Genomic DNA, 15,883 nt, shown 5'->3' with positions numbered 1-15,883 from the left:
GCTATGACCTCTTCAAAGCTCGAAGTGTTAACCCCTGCGAACTGTCAGATCATCTTTATCGATCACCAGCCACAGATGGCGTTTGGCGTGCAGTCTATTGACCGCCAGGTGCTGAAAAACAACACCGTGGCGCTGGCGAAAGCGGCCAAAGTGTTCAACATCCCGACCATCATCACCACCGTTGAGACAGAAAGCTTCTCCGGTAACACCTATCCGGAGCTGCTGGACGTGTTCCCGGGCCAGGACATTCTGGAGCGTACCTCCATGAACTCCTGGGACGACCAGAAGGTGCGCGACGCGCTGAAGGCTAACGGCAAGAAGAAGGTGGTGGTTGCCGGCCTGTGGACCGAAGTGTGCAACAACAGCTTTGCCCTGTGCGCGATGCTGGAAGGCGACTACGAAATTTATATGGTGGCGGACGCGTCCGGCGGCACCTCCAAAGAAGCCCACGACTTCGCGATGCAGCGCATGATCCAGGCAGGCGTGATCCCGGTGACCTGGCAGCAGGTGATGCTGGAGTGGCAGCGCGACTGGGCGCGTAAAGAGACCTACACCGCAGTGATGGATATCGTGCGCGAACACTCCGGCGCGTACGGCATGGGCGTGGATTACGCCTACACCATGGTGCACAAAGCACCGTCTCGCCAGAAGAGCGAGCACCGCACCTTAGCGCCGGTTCCGGCTCGCTAAGTTCCGCTGGCGGGCTGGTCCCTCATCCGGCTCGCCGCTGCCTCTTTCTCTGGAGTTCACAATGAGTACTGGGCTGATATCCCTTGCCGCAGGCGTGTTGATTGGCCTGATGTATGCCGTGCTGAAGGTGCGCTCCCCCGCGCCGCCCGCGCTGGCGCTGATTGGCTTGCTGGGGATGCTGGCGGGTGAACAGGCGACGCGCCATCTGTTATCCCGCGACGGCGCGCCGCCTCCTCAGGTAACGGTTCCGCAGGTGAAATCACAGACGGGAGCGACGTCATGAGAGCATGGATAATTTCGCTGGTGTGCGGCGTGGTTGCTGGGGTAATTTACGCCCTGCTCGACGTTCATTCCCCGGCACCGCCGGTTGTCGCCCTGCTTGGCCTGTTTGGCATGCTGGTGGGTGAACAGCTCATCCCGGTGGGACGGCGTTTACTGAGTCGCGAACCGTTTACCCTCGCCTGGTTTCGTCACGAATGCGTGCCGAAAATCAGCGGCACGGCGCCCCCCGCGCCCGCGAAGGACGATCGCGACGTTTAATGATTTTTTTGAGGAAAGACAGCATGACGCTGCCGTGGCGCATTGCCATCATTGATGACGAACGTTCCGTCCGCAGCGGGCTGAGTAATCTCCTGGAGTCGGAAGGGTATGCCGCCGATACGTTTGATTCGGCAGAGGTATTTCTGAGCCATCCGCTCGCCCTGTCCGGCGCGGCGCTGGTGATCGCCGATATCAAGCTGCGGGGCATGAGCGGTCTGGAGCTGTTTGAAAAGCTGCGGCTGCTGGCCGTTCCCCCGCCGCCCGTGATCTTTATCTCCGGTCATGCTGATGAAAATATGCAGCGGTACGCTCTTAGCCTGGGCGCCGCTGCATTTTTGCGTAAACCCATTAACATCGATATTCTGCTGGATCATATACAGCGGGAGCTGGCCCGCCGACGATAAGGATCGCGGATGAACGAACACGAGCAGCCTGCATTCTGGCCCGCCCAGGGGAATCTTCACCAGGGGCGGGTTTTTGTCCTTAAAGAGGATGTGATTTTTACCGTGCTGGCGCAGGAGGGCGGTATCGCCTGGATGCACGCGCGCCATCCCCATTCAGGCGGCTCGTTCATCATTGCCACCGCGGTGAGCGACGAAGAGGAAGAGCGGGCCACACGGCTGCTAAAAAACGAATTTGCGCTGCGTGACGTGCTGCAGGACAGCTGGGCCATCCGCGCCGTTGCCTCCACCCAGTACCGTGGACGTTTCGCGCTGGTGTATGCGCCGTTTGCGTTTGAACTGCTGGCGCGGCGCGCGGGCAGGGCGATCTCGGGGATCTCGCGCTTTATTGAGATGGCGATCCAGATCTGCGTTCCCCTGCGCCAGATGCACCTGCAAAACCTGATCCACGGCGATATCAAGCCCGGCGCGATTTTTGTTCATCACGATGCCACCTGCCGTCTGGGCAGCTTTGGCCTCTCCTGTAGCCTCTCCGGTGCCTTCTCCCAGACCCGGCTTGCCGTTTCAGGCGGTACGCCCGCGTATATGTCGCCGGAGCACACCACCCGCACCCGGCGTCCCGTTGACGGCCGCAGCGATCTCTACAGCCTCGGCATGGTGCTGTATGAACTCCTGACCGGACGCCTGCCGTTTGAGTTGGGGGAGGACGATCAAACCAACTGGGCGCACTACCATATTGCCTCGGAGCCGCTGGCCCCGGACGAGATTCGCCCGGACGTGCCGGGGATGCTGTCGACCATCATCCTCAAGCTGCTGGAAAAGCACCCCGATAACCGCTACCAGACGGTCGACGGGCTGATTGCCGACCTCCGCCGCTGCCAGGCGACGCTGACCTGCGAGGGCGAGATCGTCGCCTTTATCCCCGGCCAGCAGGACCGCACTCCCGCGATCCATCTGGCGGACTCCTTGTTCGCGACGCATCCGCAGGCGAATGACGTCATTGCCGCGTTTGAGCGGGTGGGGCAGAACCTGGCGCCGGAGCTGGTGACAATCGGCGGGCCGTCGGGGATTGGCAAATCGTCCATCATCGCGACGGCGCTTAAAACGCTGCAGCAGCGTCAGGTTTTGCTGGCGGTGGGGAAAGTCGATCAGTTCTCGCCGTCTTTGCCCTACGGCGTATTAAGCTCCGCGTTCCGCACCCTGACGCTGCACCTGCTGGGGCTGCCCGCGGAAGAGGTAGCGAAGTGGAAAATTCGCCTGTCGCGCGCCCTGGAGGGGTACGAAGCGCTGGCCGTCAGCCTGGTGCCCGAGCTGGGGCTGCTCCTTGAGAGCAAGCCGCGCTACTCGGCGGATACGTTTTCCATTGATGCCCGGGCGCGCTTCAGCCATATGGTGCTGGCGCTGGTAAAAACCTTTGCTTCTCAGGGCTGCCCGCTGGTGCTGGTGCTCGACGATCTCCAGTGGAGCGACGCGGCCAGCCTGCATACGCTGAAACATCTGCTGGTGACCTGCGGCGCTATCCCGCTGCTGCTGGTGGTCGCCCACCGCGATATCGGTTCGTTGTCTGAACCGACGCTGCAACAGCAGCTGGCGAGCCTGCCGGAGGCGGCGCAAAACGCGACTGAAATTGTCCCGCAGGCGCTGTCCGTGAAGGCGGTGGCGCGCTGGCTGGCGACGATATTTCGTGCCCGCAGCGCGGCGACGACCGACCTCGCCACGCTGATCCACGAGAAAACCGGGGGCAACCCGCTCTTTGTGCACGAGTTTTTCCGCCGCATCGTGGATGACGGGCTGGTGGTGCACAACAAATATCAGGATAAGTGGCACTACGATCTGCAGGCGATCCGCGCCCGGCACTACACCGAAAACGTCGTTACCCTGGTGCTGGAGCAGCTCGAAGAGCTGCCCGACGAGACGCGCCGCCTGCTGGGCAGCCTCGCCTGCCTCGGCGGCACGGGCGAGATGGAGATGATCTGCCGGGTGGTCAGCATGTCGATGGCGGAAATGCGCTATGCGCTGCATCCGGCGGTGATGGCCCAGCTCATTGTGCTGACGGAAAAAGAGTACGCCTTCACCCACGACCGGGTGCAGGAGGCGGCCTTTGCGATGCTGGATCAGCATGAGAAAAGCCATCTTCACCTGACCACCGCCAGCCTGCTGGCCGATGCCGCGCGTCAGGCCGCGGGGAACGAACTGCTGTTTCGCGCCGTTCACCACGTCACGGCTGCGCTGGACTGCATCCAGCCCGCGCCGCAGCGCCAGATGTTCCGCGAGCTGAGCCTGCTGGCCGCACGACGGGCAAAGCGTTCGGGGGATTATCCATCGGCGCTCAGCTATATCCAGACCGCCAGAGCGCTGGGCAACGCCGGAACGGTGTCAGACTTTATGCTTGATATCGAAGAGGCGGGCTGCGAGTTTGCTCTGGGGCACCTGGAGCGCACCCGCGAGTTGTGTGACGCCATCCTCGGCTGTCCCGGCGGGCTGACCGAAAAGGCGCTGGCGGCCAACCTGCTGGTGGAGGTGTACATTCGCCAGTCGGACAGCCGTCTGGCGCTGGAGGCGGCGCTCTGCTGGCTGGGGATTTTCGGTATTCAGATTGGCCGCCACCCGGAAGATGCCGACTGCGACGAGGCCTGGGAACACTTCTGCAACCGCACGGCCGACGCGCCGCAAAACCTTTTTGCCCAGCTGTCGCGAATGGATAACCCGGAAACCGAAGCGGTGATGAACCTGCTCTACAGCGCCAGCATTTGCGCCAGCTTCATCTGCCCGCGCCTGCATTTTTTGCTGCTCTGCCGCATGATGCACCTGACCCTCGACCACGGCATCACTGGCGCCTCCACCACGGCGATGGCCTGGTTTGGCGTGCTGATTGGCCAGCGCTACGCCGAGTACCGCCTCGGGTTCCAGTACGGCACCCTGGCCCGCGAGCTGGTGAACCGCCACGGCTACGACGCGTTTGAAGCCAAAACCCTGCTGCCCCTCGACCAGCTCAGCGTCTGGACCCAGCCGCTGTCGTTCACCATCGAGTGCGCAAAAGCCTGCTTCACCGCCGCCGTTACCCACGGCGATATGACGGTGGCCTGCTTTGCCGCCTGCCATCAGGTCATTAACTTCCTCTCACGGGGCGATCACCTGGACGGAGTGTTGACCAGCATCGATCGCGGCCTGGCGTTTGTACGTAAAACCCACTTCCAGGACGTGGAGACCATATTGATGCTCCAGCGCACCTTCGTGGAGTTTTTGCGCACGCCGACGATCGGCACCTGGACCGCGTCGCAGGCGCTGCCCGAGGAGCTGCTTCCCGCGTCGCCGGAGCAGGCCCCGGAGCAGACCTCCACCATGCTGTTCTGGTACTGGCTCTACCGCGGCATGGCGCACTTTACCTGCGGCGAGTATACCGACGCGCAGGCGGATCTTGAGATGGCGGGCTGGTACGCGTGGTCTGCGCCGGGCCACATCCATCTGCTGGATTACCATCTCTACAGCGCGCTGGCGCTCTCACGTCAGCTGACGCCGGAGACATTTTCGGCGAATCACCGCCGCAGCATTCACGCTCACTACGACAAAATCGCCCTCTGGGCGCGCATTAATCCCGGCACGTTCGCGGATAAAGAGGCGCTGATCTACGCCGAAATTGTCCGTCTGGACGGGATGAACAGCATTGCGCTTGAGCAGTATGAGAAGGCGGTCCGGCTCTCCCGCGAGGGTGGCTTTAACCCGATTAACGCCCTGGCCCACGAGCTGGCGGGCCGCTTTGCGCTGGCCTGCGGCTACCCGACCGCATCAGACGCGCACTTCCGCGGCTCGATTGCCGCCTGGGGCCGCGCGGGCGCGCAGGCCAAGGTGCGCCAGCTGGAGCAGGATTTCCCGCACCTGCTGGCCTCCGGGCAGGCCAGCGCCTACGACACGGTGGCGTTTGCTCAGAACGAGACGATCCGCGATCTGCAGAGCGTGATCAAGGCTTCCCGCGCGCTGTCGGAAGAGATCAATCTTGAGCGCCTGATTGAAAACCTGATGACCATCCTGCTCGAACGCGCCGGGGCGCAGCGCGGCCTGCTGCTTCGCGTGAGCGATAACCTGATCCCGGAGATCGAGGCCAGCGCCTGGACCAGCACCGACGGCGTGCGGGTGCGGATCCTGAAAGATGTGCCGATGGCGACTGACATGCCGCTGTCGGTGCTGGCTGCGGTGATCCGCACCGGGCAGGAGATCCGCACCGGCAAGCCGGAGGAGTTTCATCCCTTCAGCCAGGACCCTTATCTGGTGACCTCGGGGGCGGCGGTGATGTGCGTCCCGATGTTCAAACAGGCGCGGCTGGTGGGCGTGCTCTACCTGGAAAACCGCCTGATGCCGGAGGTCTTCACCGCCGAGCACTCGCGCGTGGTCAGCCTGCTGGGCGCGCAGGCAGCGGTATCCCTGGAGACGGCGCGGCTCTACGCCGAGCTGCTGGCGGAGAATATTCAGCGCCGCCGGGTGGAAAAAGAGCTGCGCGCCAGCCAGACCTCGCTGATGCTGGGCGAGCAGATCAGCCACACCGGCAGCTGGCGCTGGGAGCTGGAGCAGGATCTGATGTTTGTCTCGGAAGAGTACGCTCGCATTCTCGGCCTGCCCGACCAGCAAAAGATGATCTCCATGGCGGAGTTTTTAACCTTCGTCCACGAGGACGATTACGCCCGCATCAGCGCCATCGTCACCCAGAGCGTGCGCGACGGGCTCTCCATGCGTGCGGAGTTTCGTATAAAGCGCACCGACGGCTCAACGCGCTACATCCTCGGAATTGGCGATCCGGTGGGGGTGGGCAGCGAGGTGAACGAGTACTACGGCATCATTACCGATATCACCAGCCAGCGCGCCGCGGAAGATGCCATGCGGGTGGCGCAGGCGGATCTGGCGCGCGTTTCCCGCGCCACCACCGTCGGGCAGCTGACCTCCTCCATCGCCCACGAGATCAACCAGCCGCTGATGTCCATCGTCTCGAATGCCGGGGCGAGCCTGCGCTGGCTCAGCCGCGAGCCCGCCCGCCTGGATAAAGTGCGTGAAGGGCTGGAGGAGATCGCCGCGGAAGGCGCGCGGGCGGGGGAGATCATTCGCAGCATCCAGTCCCTGACGCGTAAGCAGGATCCCACCTTCTCGCGCATCGATATGCACTACCTGATCCACCATATCATCACGCTTTCGCGCAGCGAGCTGGAGCAGAGACACATTAGCGTTGATTATCTGTTGAACGCCAGCGACAGCTTTATCACCGGGGACAGCGTGCAGATCCAGCAGGTGCTGCTGAATCTGGTGATGAATGCGGTAGAAGCGATGGCCGAGGTGAGGGATCGCGCCAGCACCATCATCCTCAGCACCGCCAACGCGGACGGGAAAGTGATCGTTGAGATCGCCGATACCGGGAGCGGCATTGAGCCCGAACGGCTGGAGCAGATTTTTGACTCGTTCTACTCCACCAAGCCGCAGGGGATGGGGATGGGGCTGACCATCAGCGCCAGCATCATCGAGCGCCACTGCGGAAAGCTGAGCGCGCGCCGCCGGGAGCCGCACGGCACGGTGTTTACCTTCGCGCTGCCGCTGGCCGCGCAGGAAGGGTAAACGTTATTCCGCGGGCTGGCTTTTGGTCAGGCGCTCAACGGCCCTGACCAGCTCGGCGACGGAGCGCACCTGCATTTTCTCCATCACGCGGCGGCGGTGCACCTTCACCGTGATCTCGCTGACGCCCAGCTCGGCGGCAATCTGCTTGTTGAGCTTGCCGGTGATGGCAAGCTCAAGCACCTCGTGCTCGCGCGGCGTGAGGGACAAATGGCGCTGCTTCAGGGCGTAGTGCTCTTTATTGCGCACGGCGTTGTTTTCCGCCAGCTGCAGCGCGGACTCAATGGCGTCGATCAGCGCGGCGGATTCAACGGGCTTGGTGAGAAATTCGTACGCGCCGCCTTTGATGGCGCGCACCGACATCGGGATAGTGCCGTGGCCGGTGAGAAAAATAATCGGGATCTCGCGCCCGCTGTCTTTGAGCGCGTCCGCCACCTCGAAGCCAGAGATGGCGGGCATCTGCATGTCGAGGATCACGCACGACGGCAGATCCTCAAACCGGTGTTGAAGAAACGTTTCTGCTGATGAAAAGCCGATGGCGTTTAAGTCTGCCGATTCCAGCAGCCCGATTACGGACTGCCTGACCGCGTCATCGTCATCAACCACATACACAATGTGTTCCATTCACCGCCCCGGTGCTGATTTAAATGTCGAGGATGCAAACAGTCTCAACGGTGGCGTAAGAGACTGTTTATGCTGACTTTCATCTTAACACATTAAATATCATTATCATTTAACAATATGATAACCATATGAAGTATAGCGAGCCGGGGCGGGGGCGGTGAAGGAATGAAACGCTGTTTTTATGCACCGACAAGCTCAATGCGGTTGCCGTCCGGGTCCGCGATTACCGCTTCATAAAAGCCGTCCCCGGTCATGCGCGGGGCGCTGAGCAGCGTGCCGTTTGCCTGCGCCCGCTCGGCCATGCTGTCCACTTTTGCCTTGCTGCCGACGTTAATGGCGATATGCGCCCAGCCGATAAACTCCGGGTGCGACGGGGCGTCGGGCAGGTCCGGCAGCGTCATCAGCTCGAGGGTCGGCCCGTCATCCAGGGTAATAAAATGGGATTCAAACCCCGGACGGTTTTTGCTGACGTAGCGTTCGTTACTGCGGCCATTAAACACCGTTTCCCAGAACTGAACCTGGGCCTCAAGGCTGCGGGTCCAGAGTGCGACATGTGCAATATTCATAAGATCCCTCGTTATTTGTCTGTGAGGACTTTCACCGATAAAACAGGCTACACTCTGGTTTTGAGCGCGACAAGCTGAGGAAACAACAATGCACTACACACTGAAAGAAAGCGACAAGGACAAAGCGGAAGGGTCAAGCGGCGCGGGCGCTCTGCAGCAAAAACTGCTGGAGTCCCGTTCGATTGTCATCTCCGGCGAGATCAACCAGGAGCTGGCGCAGAAGGTCATTACCCAGATGATCCTGCTGCAAAGCGTCAGCAACGATCCGATCAAGCTGTACATCAACAGCCAGGGCGGCCACGTGGAAGCGGGTGACACCATTCACGACTTCATCAAGTTCATCCGCCCGGAAGTGCACGTCATCGGCACCGGCTGGGTGGCAAGCGCCGGGATCACCATCTTCCTTGCAGCGAAAAAAGAGCACCGCTACTCGCTGCCGAATACCCGCTTTATGATCCACCAGCCGCTGGGCGGCGTGCGCGGTCAGGCGACGGATATTGAGATCGAAGCGCGCGAGATCATTCGCATGCTGGATCGCGTCAACAAGCTGATCGCTGACGCCACCGGCCAGCCGCTGGAAAAAGTGAAAAAAGACACCGACCGCAACTACTGGATGTCTCCGGCAGAAGCGCTGGACTACGGCATCGTGGGCAAACTGATTACCCATTACGACGAGCTGAACCTGGATTAAGTTTTACCGCCGTGTACGTGTCGGGTAGCGGCTTCGCCTTACCCGACCTACGCGCGCTCGTTTGACCCATGACAAGTTCCCCCTCTGCCTTCTTGCCTATAATCGCGCCTGTTTCCCCTCTCACTGGTGCTACCCATGGCGTATCAATTGAACCTGAACTGGCCGGAATTTCTTGAGAAATACTGGCAAAAACAACCCGTAGTGCTGAAAAATGCCTTCCCGAATTTTGTCGACCCGATTACCCCGGACGAGCTGGCAGGCCTGGCGATGGAGCCGGAAGTCGATAGCCGTCTGGTGAGCCACGCTAACGGCAAATGGCAGGCCAGCAATGGTCCGTTTGAGCACTTTGACGGTCTGGGCGAAACCGGCTGGTCGCTGCTGGCGCAGGCGGTGAACCACTGGCATATGCCCGCCGCGGAGCTGGTGCGTCCGTTCCGCGTCCTGCCGGACTGGCGTCTGGACGATCTGATGATCTCCTTCTCCGTGCCGGGCGGCGGCGTGGGTCCGCATATCGATCAGTACGACGTGTTTATCATTCAGGGGATGGGCAGCCGCCGATGGCGCGTGGGCGACAAGCTGCCGATGCGTCAGTTCTGCCCGCATCCGGCGCTGCTGCACGTGGATCCGTTTGAGCCGATCATCGACGAAGATCTTGAGCCGGGCGATATCCTCTATATTCCGCCTGGATTCCCCCATGACGGCTTCACCCATGAAACGGCGCTGAACTACTCCGTCGGCTTCCGCGGGCCGAACGGCCGCGATCTGATCAGCAGCTTTGCCGACTACGCGCTGGAAAACGATCTGGGCGGCGAGCACTACAGCGATCCGGATCTGACCTGCCGCGAACACCCGGGCCGCGTGGAGCAGTATGAGCTCGATCGTATCCGTCAGATGATGATCGACATGATTAGCAAGCCGGACGATTTCACGAAATGGTTTGGCAGCTTCGTCTCCACGCCGCGCCACGAGCTGGATATCGCCGCCGCCGAGCCGCCGTATTCGGCAGACGAGGTGCTGGACGCGCTGCAGGGCGGCGAAACGCTGTCGCGCCTGAGCGGCCTGCGCGTGCTGAACGTTAACGGCAGCGTCTTCATCAACAGCGAACAGCTGGAGACGGTAGACGCGAAGGGCGCGGATGCGCTGTGCCGCTACACCGAACTCGGCCAGGCCGAGCTGGGCGATGCGCTGAAAAACCCAGCGTTTGTTGACGAACTCACCGGGCTGATTAACCAGGGGTACTGGTACTTCGACGAGTAACAGGGGGCGGCGTTTAGTCAGCCTAAACGCCGCTACGTTCAAACCAGCATATTACACGCCTTCCAGTAGTTCAAAAGCCGCTCGTCGTCGCGTTCTTTCTCCGCTTTGATTTTCATCGCCTGGGCGAGATTCTCTCGCGATACCTCATGGCCTTTTTGCACGATGTCCAGGACCGCTTCACCAAGAGCCAGCGAAATTTCTGCCCGATTATTGTTGCGAATCGTCATAAATACCTCCTCGTTGGTTGCGATAATTTAATTATGATCGGGAAATAATCAGTCGGAAATAATTCATCTCATTCTTATTTTTTTCATTTCGGCGTTAAATAGACATCATATTCCATTCTGTCAATGATGTTTCAAAATGCTAATAAGCCTTTTAAGCCTGAATTTATGCGCTACAGTTATTTTTCGTGCAACAGGCAAATAACCGAAACAGGAGAATGATTATGGTAGATAAAAGCGCAATTAAGGATCACACTCAGGTTGTCGCCAGCTGCGGAACGCACGTCGGGGTTGTGGACCATTTAGACGGCGAGCGTATCAAGCTTGCTAAGAGTGACCCTGAATCAGGCGGCAAGCACCACTTTATTCCTCTCGGCTGGGTCGATAAGGTCGAAGATAATAAAGTTATCCTGACCAAAAACCATAAAGAGGTTTTTGCTGAGTGGCAGGAAGCATAAATATATTTCTCGTAAAGAAATATATACCTTCGCTCCGGCTTTGTCCGGAGCGTAATAGTGTCTGCGCCCGGTGATTGCTGATATGGCAAAGGGATGGTACTGTTTTGCCTGTCCTTTTCCCGATGCAGGCCCCGAATTATGCTCCAGAGTGAAAATAGATCAGCGAAACGCATATTTTTTGTTGAGGATTTTCAGGTATTCGGCGAGCGCTACGGCATCGACTACCGTTTCCCGCTGTTAAAAGGGGATCAGATCAGCGGCAGCCCGGTGTTGCAGGGGAATGTGGAAGAGATGACGCTCTCGTCCGGCATTTCGCTGACCCACTCCGACGTGCATGTATTACAACCCTACGAAACCACATCCCGCCACAGCAGCCCGCTCTATATGCTGGTAGTTCTGGAAGGGTGCGTTACGATTGCGCTCAATGGCATCGACTATCACGTTCGTCCCGGCATGGCGTTCAGCGCCCGTCTGAGTGAGGAGCAGGTGATGAGCGCGCGTCACGACGCTGACAGCGCGCTGAAAACGCTCTCGTTTGGCGTGTACCCGCATGAAGCCGGGCGTGAAGCCCTGCTTGAGTCGCTGCTGCTGGAATGGCAAAACCTGAATACACCCACGTTTGTCTGGCACGTTCCCGAGTTTGTTATGTCAGGCATTCAGCATGCGCAGCAGCAGAGGGGAAGCGTGCTCGCGCGTAAGCTGTTGCTGGAGGGGCTGATGTACCAGCTGCTCGGCCACGGCCTGAACCAGCGCCAGCAGCCCTGCCCGAGCCGCCCTGAGCATGCGCGCCTGGAACGCGTACGTTGCATGTTGGAACAGTCTCCTGAACGGGATCATACACTCGCGCAGCTGGCAGCCCTGGCTGCAATGAGCCCAAGCAGCCTGCGCAGCAAGTTCCGTCAGCGCTACGGCTGCACCCTCTTCGATTATCTTCGCGACTGTCGCCTTGCGCTGGCGCGCCGCTATCTGCTGGAAGGCCACAGCGTGCAGCAGGCGGCCTGGATGTGCGGGTATCAGCATGCCACCAACTTCGCCACCGCATTTCGTCGTCATTACGGGATTTCTCCGGGCGACGTGCGCAAACTCCGCTAACGTAATTTCGCCCATCGCGCGAACGCATCCCGTGCGGTTTAGCATCACGCATACGTAACCTGGCGGCGCGCATAGCCGTTTGCACTCTCAAAAAGGTAATAATTCTTATTAACAATAAGAAATATCTCTGGAGAGGGTTATGTTTGCTAAATCGCGTCTGGCACTGCTGGTGGGATGGGTTACCGGTAGCGTCGCTTTTCCTTTACTGGCGCAGGATGCGCAAAAAACTGACACCGTGGTGGTGACCTCGCAGATGCAGTCTGCGGCCACCAAGCTTGAAACGCCGGATATTGAAACTCCGCAGTCGGTCTCTATCGTCACGCGCGAGCAGTTCGAAGAGCAGGGCGCAACCAGCGTGCGTCAGGCCGTGAGCTACACGCCGGGTGTCTACAGCAACCAGATTGGGGCGTCTAACCGCTTTGACTACATGGTGCTGCGCGGCTTCTCTGACGGCAGCCTGGACAACGTCTACCTGGACGGCCTGAAGATGATGGGCGACACCAACTCCCACAGCTCGCTGGTGGTTGATCCGTGGTTCCTGGACAGTATCGAAGTCGTGCGCGGTCCGGCCTCCGTGCTCTATGGCCGTTCATCGCCGGGCGGGATTGTGGCGCTTACCTCTCGTAAGCCGTCGTTCGATCCGGGCGGGGAGATCAAGCTCTTCGCCGGGAACAATAGCCAGCGTGGGGCGATGTTCGACGTCACCGGCCCGGTTGATGATAATGACCGCGTGGCGGTGCGCCTCAGCGGGATGACCCGCTATGCCGATTCCCAGTTCGATCCGCTGAAGGAAGAGCGTTACGCGCTGATGCCGAGTCTGACCTGGCGTATCACCGATAACACCCGTCTGGATCTGATGGCCTACCTGCACCGCGATCCGGAAGGCGGCAGCCACTCCGGCCTGCCGTATGAGGGCACGGTTGTGCCGCACAGCGGGAAGAAAATCTCCAACACGTTCTTTGAAGGTGAAGACGATTACGACAAGTACGATCGTCGGGAAAACATGGTCGGCTATAACCTTGAGCACCTGTTTGACAGCGGCTGGTCCGTGCGCCAGAAGCTGCGCTACCTGCACACCAAAGTGGAGCTGAACCAGGTGTATGCCGCAGGCTGGCTGAATGACACCGAGCTGAACCGCGGCTATTCCGGCTCCGACGAGAAGATGAACGCCATCACCCTGGATAACCAGGTCGACGGCAGCTTCGACACCGGGGCGGTGAACCACCGCGTGCTGATCGGCATGGACTATCAGGATCGCACCAACAACGTGACCGGCTACTATGGCAGCTTCCCGCCGATTGACGCCTTCCACCCGGTTTACGGTGCGAAGCCGGACTACATCACCCAGTACAGCAGGGAAAAGCATAAGCTTCGCCAGACCGGTTACTACCTACAGGATCAGATGTCCGTAGACCGCTGGCGCCTGACGCTCGGCGGGCGTTACGACCAGGTGAGCGTGTCGAACGTCGACAACTTCAACCATACCCGCAGCGATCTGGATAAAAACAACTTCAGCAGCCGCGCGGCGCTGCTGTATCTGTTTGATAACGGCGTTGCGCCGTACGTCAGCTACTCCACCGCCTTTACGCCGACCAGCTTTGCCGACGAGCAGGGCAATATCCTGGATCCGATGAAGGGCAAGCAGTGGGAAGCGGGCGTGAAGTATGAGCCAGAAGGGATGAACAACAGCCAGTTCAGCGCCTCGGTGTTCCGCATCAACCAGAAGAACATTGCCACCAAAGAGGAGCCGACCGATCCGTACCGTTCCATCGGTGAAATCGAATCCGAAGGCGTTGAGCTGGAGGCGATTGGTCAGCTGACCGACAGCCTGCGCATGCAGGCGGCGTATACCTACACGGATATTCGCTATAAGAAGAGCAGCCCGGAAGAGAAGGGCAAGCGCGCCGTCTATGCCCCGCGTAACATGGCCAGCGCCTGGCTGAGCTACGACGTCAAAACCGGCCCGCTGGACGGCCTGACCGTCGGCTCCGGGGTGCGCTATGTCAACGGGATCGCCAGCGATCGCCAGAACACCCATACGCTTCCGTCGTACACGCTGGTGGACATGGTCGTGGGGTATGACCTGTCAAAAGTGGGGCTTACGGGCGTGAGTGCGCAGCTGAACGTCAATAACCTGACGGACAAAAGCTACGTTGCGGCGTGTAACTCGCTCTCTTACTGCTACTTCGGTGCAGAACGCAGCATTGTGGGCAGCGTTTCGTGGAAGTTCTGAGTCGTTGATTTTGCCGGGTGGCGGCTTCGCCTTACCCGGCCTACTCTATTCCGTAGCGCCACCGGCGCTAAAAAACGTGCTACTCCTCCATCGCAATCACAATCGCCTCGCCCATCTTCTTCAACGCTTCGCGATGTTTATCCGTCGGCGGCAGCGCCACGTTGATCCGCAGGCAGTTGCGGTACTTCCCGGAGGCGGAAAACAGCGACCCGGCCGCCGCCTGGATCTTCAGCCGACACAGCTGCTTGCTGACGCACACCATATCCACCTTCTCCGGCAGCTCAACCCACAGCAGGAAGCTCCCCTGCGGGCGCGTGACGCAAATCTCCGCTGGAAAATACTGCCGCACCCAGCAGGTGTAGGTTTCCATATTCTGCTGATAAATCTGGCGCATACGGCGCACGTGGCGATGGTAATGGCCGTCGCGAATAAACGCCGCCACCGCCATCTGGGTGCCCGGCACGTTAAACCCGCCCGCGGCGTATTTCATGTGCATCACCCGGTCGTAATAGCGTCCCGGCACAATCCAGCCGACGCGCAGGCCCGGCGCCACGGTTTTGGTAAACGAGCTGCAAAGGATCACGCGGCCGTCGATGTCCATCGAGTGAATGGTGCGCGGGCGCGGGTACTCCGCCGCCAGCTCACCGTAAATGTCATCCTCCACAATCACGATATCGTGCCGCTGGGCGAGGGCTAAAACCTGTTTTTTCCGCGCTTCCGGCATGATAAACCCGAGCGGGTTATTGCAGTTGGGCACCAGGATCACCGCCTTGATCGGCCACTGCTCCATTGCCAGCTCTAACGCCTCAATGCTGATCCCGGTTTCAGAGTCGGTGGGAATTTCAATCGCCTTGATGTCAAACCCGCGCAGCATCTGCATGGTGCCGTGAAAAGATGGCGATTCCACCGCCACGATGTCCCCCGGTTTGCACACCGAGAGCAGGGCGATCGACAGCGCGCCGTGGCAGCCGTTGGTGATCACAATGTCGCTTGCCGAGACGGTCGAGCCGCCGTCCAGCATCAGGCGGGCGATCTGCTCGCGCAGCTCAAGGCGGCCGTCGAACACGTCATAGCTCAGCATCTCGCTTGGGTTATGCTGCGCAAGGCGGCTCATCTCGCGCCACAGGGGCTTCAGGCTCGGCTGGTTAATGTCCGGCGAGCCGCCGCCAAAGGAGATCATCTCTTTGTCGGCGCGGGCGTCCAGCAGCATCATCACCTCATCCCACTGGGTGACGTCCACCGGGCGCTGCACCGGGCGCGTCATCGCCGGAACGGGCGGCTGGGCCTTGCGCGGCGAGACAAAATAGCCGGAGCGCGGCTGAGGGGTGATCAGCTGAAGGTTTTCGAGGATCTGGTAGGCCTGCTGTATGGTGCTGATGCTCACGCCGTGCTCCTGGCTCAGGGCGCGCACCGACGGCAGACGCTCGCCGCTGCGATACAGCCCTTGTTCAATGCGTTCTGCCAGAAGGTTGGCCAGGTGTTGATAGCGTGTCATGCTGTATCCTTTATTTTCAC

13 protein-coding genes and 1 pseudogene are annotated in these 15,883 nt (G+C 60.1%); 10 read left to right on the top strand and 4 right to left on the bottom strand.

Annotated elements, in window-relative coordinates:
* The first annotated feature begins 3 nt into the window (after positions 1-3).
* The 5 genes from ACTJI7_RS15510 to ACTJI7_RS15490 all read left to right on the top strand — a co-directional run bounded on the left by ACTJI7_RS15510 (position 4) and on the right by ACTJI7_RS15490 (position 7,226).
* The gene (locus tag ACTJI7_RS15510; protein WP_023331928.1) at positions 4-690 is read left to right on the top strand and encodes a hydrolase; all 687 of its coding nucleotides are present in this window, start codon (positions 4-6) and stop codon (positions 688-690) included.
* Positions 691-751: 61 nt separating this feature from the next.
* Entirely contained in the window at positions 752-973 is a 222-nt protein-coding gene (locus ACTJI7_RS15505; RefSeq protein WP_028015362.1) for a DUF1427 family protein, read from the top strand.
* Positions 970-1,230: a XapX domain-containing protein gene (locus ACTJI7_RS15500; RefSeq protein WP_028015363.1), complete on the top strand. Its 261-nt coding sequence runs from the start codon at positions 970-972 to the stop codon at positions 1,228-1,230. The genes ACTJI7_RS15505 and ACTJI7_RS15500 overlap by 4 nt, the downstream gene beginning before the upstream one ends.
* A gap of 23 nt (positions 1,231-1,253) precedes the next feature.
* Positions 1,254-1,634, top strand: coding sequence for a response regulator transcription factor (locus ACTJI7_RS15495; RefSeq protein WP_048960182.1), 381 nt, complete (start codon positions 1,254-1,256; stop codon positions 1,632-1,634).
* 9 nt (positions 1,635-1,643) lie between these two features.
* Entirely contained in the window at positions 1,644-7,226 is a 5,583-nt protein-coding gene (locus tag ACTJI7_RS15490; protein ID WP_440670758.1) for a trifunctional serine/threonine-protein kinase/ATP-binding protein/sensor histidine kinase, read from the top strand.
* Positions 7,227-7,229: 3 nt separating this feature from the next.
* On the opposite strand, the gene ACTJI7_RS15485 is transcribed toward ACTJI7_RS15490, so the two are convergent.
* Both ACTJI7_RS15485 and ACTJI7_RS15480 read right to left on the bottom strand, forming a co-directional pair.
* A complete protein-coding gene (locus ACTJI7_RS15485; RefSeq protein WP_045259555.1) occupies positions 7,230-7,847 on the bottom strand; it encodes a response regulator transcription factor in 618 nt (205 codons plus the stop codon).
* A gap of 179 nt (positions 7,848-8,026) precedes the next feature.
* Positions 8,027-8,413: a VOC family protein gene (locus ACTJI7_RS15480; RefSeq protein ID WP_045631073.1), complete on the bottom strand. Its 387-nt coding sequence runs from the start codon at positions 8,411-8,413 to the stop codon at positions 8,027-8,029.
* 85 nt (positions 8,414-8,498) lie between these two features.
* Between ACTJI7_RS15480 and ACTJI7_RS15475 the strand changes: the two are divergent.
* Both ACTJI7_RS15475 and ACTJI7_RS15470 read left to right on the top strand, forming a co-directional pair.
* Positions 8,499-9,104: pseudogene (locus ACTJI7_RS15475) on the top strand (ATP-dependent Clp protease proteolytic subunit); the annotation flags it as partial.
* A 135-nt stretch (positions 9,105-9,239) separates the two neighbouring features.
* The gene (locus tag ACTJI7_RS15470; RefSeq protein WP_047367254.1) at positions 9,240-10,361 is read left to right on the top strand and encodes a ribosomal protein uL16 3-hydroxylase; all 1,122 of its coding nucleotides are present in this window, start codon (positions 9,240-9,242) and stop codon (positions 10,359-10,361) included.
* A 38-nt stretch (positions 10,362-10,399) separates the two neighbouring features.
* On the opposite strand, the gene ACTJI7_RS15465 is transcribed toward ACTJI7_RS15470, so the two are convergent.
* The gene (locus tag ACTJI7_RS15465; RefSeq protein WP_047363975.1) at positions 10,400-10,588 is read right to left on the bottom strand and encodes a hypothetical protein; all 189 of its coding nucleotides are present in this window, start codon (positions 10,586-10,588) and stop codon (positions 10,400-10,402) included.
* A gap of 221 nt (positions 10,589-10,809) precedes the next feature.
* Between ACTJI7_RS15465 and ACTJI7_RS15460 the strand changes: the two genes are divergently transcribed.
* The 3 genes from ACTJI7_RS15460 to foxA all read left to right on the top strand — a co-directional run bounded on the left by ACTJI7_RS15460 (position 10,810) and on the right by foxA (position 14,368).
* Positions 10,810-11,043 carry a DUF2171 domain-containing protein gene (locus ACTJI7_RS15460; RefSeq protein WP_028015371.1) on the top strand — a complete coding sequence of 78 codons (234 nt, stop codon included), beginning with the start codon at positions 10,810-10,812 and terminating at the stop codon, positions 11,041-11,043.
* A 138-nt stretch (positions 11,044-11,181) separates the two neighbouring features.
* Positions 11,182-12,135, top strand: coding sequence for a helix-turn-helix transcriptional regulator (locus ACTJI7_RS15455; protein WP_440670761.1), 954 nt, complete (start codon positions 11,182-11,184; stop codon positions 12,133-12,135).
* Between the two features lie 121 nt (positions 12,136-12,256).
* Positions 12,257-14,368, top strand: coding sequence for a ferrioxamine B receptor FoxA (gene foxA, locus ACTJI7_RS15450; RefSeq protein ID WP_440670803.1), 2,112 nt, complete (start codon positions 12,257-12,259; stop codon positions 14,366-14,368).
* Positions 14,369-14,447: 79 nt separating this feature from the next.
* Here the strand turns inward: foxA and ACTJI7_RS15445 are convergent, their stop codons facing one another.
* Complete coding sequence (locus ACTJI7_RS15445; protein ID WP_440670763.1) at positions 14,448-15,863, bottom strand: PLP-dependent aminotransferase family protein; 1,416 nt, start codon at positions 15,861-15,863, stop codon at positions 14,448-14,450.
* Positions 15,864-15,883: the final 20 nt, after the last annotated feature.

The sequence above is a fragment of the Enterobacter sp. 22499 genome, assembly GCF_052044815.1.
Taxonomy (GTDB): domain Bacteria; phylum Pseudomonadota; class Gammaproteobacteria; order Enterobacterales; family Enterobacteriaceae; genus Enterobacter; species Enterobacter bugandensis.
The sequence above is the reverse complement of the archived record's forward strand: the minus strand, read 5'-3'. Positions and strand labels throughout refer to the sequence as shown.

Excerpts from the sequence above, each read along its gene's own strand:
- ACTJI7_RS15510 (WP_023331928.1), top strand. The coding sequence starts at position 4 with ATGACCTCTTCAAAGCTCGAAGTGTTAACCCCTGCGAACTGTCAGATC.
- ACTJI7_RS15505 (WP_028015362.1), top strand. The coding sequence starts at position 752 with ATGAGTACTGGGCTGATATCCCTTGCCGCAGGCGTGTTGATTGGCCTG.
- ACTJI7_RS15500 (WP_028015363.1), top strand. The coding sequence starts at position 970 with ATGAGAGCATGGATAATTTCGCTGGTGTGCGGCGTGGTTGCTGGGGTA.
- ACTJI7_RS15495 (WP_048960182.1), top strand. The coding sequence starts at position 1,254 with ATGACGCTGCCGTGGCGCATTGCCATCATTGATGACGAACGTTCCGTC.
- ACTJI7_RS15490 (WP_440670758.1), top strand. The coding sequence starts at position 1,644 with ATGAACGAACACGAGCAGCCTGCATTCTGGCCCGCCCAGGGGAATCTT.
- ACTJI7_RS15485 (WP_045259555.1), bottom strand. The coding sequence starts at position 7,847 with ATGGAACACATTGTGTATGTGGTTGATGACGATGACGCGGTCAGGCAG.
- ACTJI7_RS15480 (WP_045631073.1), bottom strand. The coding sequence starts at position 8,413 with ATGAATATTGCACATGTCGCACTCTGGACCCGCAGCCTTGAGGCCCAG.
- ACTJI7_RS15470 (WP_047367254.1), top strand. The coding sequence starts at position 9,240 with ATGGCGTATCAATTGAACCTGAACTGGCCGGAATTTCTTGAGAAATAC.
- ACTJI7_RS15465 (WP_047363975.1), bottom strand. The coding sequence starts at position 10,588 with ATGACGATTCGCAACAATAATCGGGCAGAAATTTCGCTGGCTCTTGGT.
- ACTJI7_RS15460 (WP_028015371.1), top strand. The coding sequence starts at position 10,810 with ATGGTAGATAAAAGCGCAATTAAGGATCACACTCAGGTTGTCGCCAGC.
- ACTJI7_RS15455 (WP_440670761.1), top strand. The coding sequence starts at position 11,182 with ATGCTCCAGAGTGAAAATAGATCAGCGAAACGCATATTTTTTGTTGAG.
- ACTJI7_RS15445 (WP_440670763.1), bottom strand. The coding sequence starts at position 15,863 with ATGACACGCTATCAACACCTGGCCAACCTTCTGGCAGAACGCATTGAA.